This window comes from Mesorhizobium sp. M7A.F.Ca.CA.002.05.1.1 (assembly GCF_003998335.1).
In the GTDB taxonomy this organism is placed as follows: Bacteria; Pseudomonadota; Alphaproteobacteria; order Rhizobiales; family Rhizobiaceae; genus Mesorhizobium.
In genome coordinates this window covers 1-1,186 of record NZ_RZQI01001290.1, presented here as the reverse complement: position 1 = coordinate 1,186, position 1,186 = coordinate 1, and the positions used below count along the sequence as shown (strand labels likewise).

At 60.6% G+C, this 1,186-nt stretch carries 1 protein-coding gene; it reads left to right on the top strand.

All coding sequences use genetic code 11. From position 1 onward, the window contains the following. The first annotated feature begins 198 nt into the window (after positions 1 to 198). A complete protein-coding gene (locus tag EN939_RS34970; RefSeq protein WP_127271921.1) occupies positions 199 to 1,137 on the top strand; it encodes an IS110 family transposase in 939 nt (312 codons plus the stop codon). Positions 1,138 to 1,186: the final 49 nt, after the last annotated feature.

Here is a 1,186-nt window from a genome sequence, read left to right as displayed (position 1 = left end):
GCCCCTTGTATCTGCACGAGATGATTATGTGCGATGGAAGCGATTGAGCCTCGGGCCGGATGGCCATCCGGCCCGAGGCTTGGCGAAGTCGCCCGCTGCCCCTCCGGCTACAACCGTCAATGAGCTTGGGATCTTCGCCTTTGTCACGCACGACCGAATAGTCGCTTGGCTCCAATCGCACGAACAAGGCAGGTTACCGTGAACAACATTATTTGTGGAGTTGATGTTTCGAAAGATTGGCTGGACGCCCATATCCGGCCGGGCGCTGCGTTTGCTCGCTTCGCCAACGACGCAGCGGGACTAGGCGAGTTGCTGGTGTTTTGCCGCGGCCATCGTGTCGAGCTCGCGGTTATGGAGGCCACGGGCGGTTATGAGCGGTTGGCCTTTCTGTGGCTTTGGGAGAACGGCCTGCCTTGCGGCATCGTCAATCCTCGCAGCGTGCGTCGCTTCGCCGAAGCAATGGGCACCTTCGAGAAAACCGATCGCATCGACGCGGACGTGATCGCCCATTACGCGTCGGTCAAGCAGATCGTGCCGGCGGCGCCGCCCAGTCCCGCGCAGCAGCGACTGAAAGTCTTGGTTTCCAGGCTTTCCCAAGTCACCGGCGACATCACCGTCAACAAGCAGCGCAAGAGCGCCACCACAGACGCCGAGACGCTGGCCAGTCTCTCCACGGTGCTGACCTGCCTCAAGCGCGAGGAGAAGCGGCTGGCTGGCGAGGTGGCCTCGCTGATTGACGATGATCCGTTGTGGGCCAGGCTCGACATGACATTCCGCGTCTTCAAGGGCTTGGCTGACCGCACCGTTGCCCGTCTGTTGGCGGAGGTCCCCGAGATCGGCATCGTCTCCAACAAGGCCATCGCCAAGCTGGTGGGGCTCTCGCCTTTCGCCAATGATAGCGGCAAACGCGAGGGACCTCGTAATATTCGGGGCGGTCGCACCGGGCCGCGTGGCATTCTCTTTATCGTTGCCCGGCACGTCGCCAGGTACGATCCTCATCTGCAAGCTTTCGCCGAACGGTTGCAAAAGGCTGGCAAAACCAAAATGGTCATCCGCATGGCGCTGGCGCGAAAACTCCTCGTCATTCTCAATGCAAAAGCACGCGATGCGCGCATGGAGTTCGCCAATGCAACTTGACACCACAGATAGTCGCTCATTGCCCTGCCGGGCATTTCTCCCCGTATAG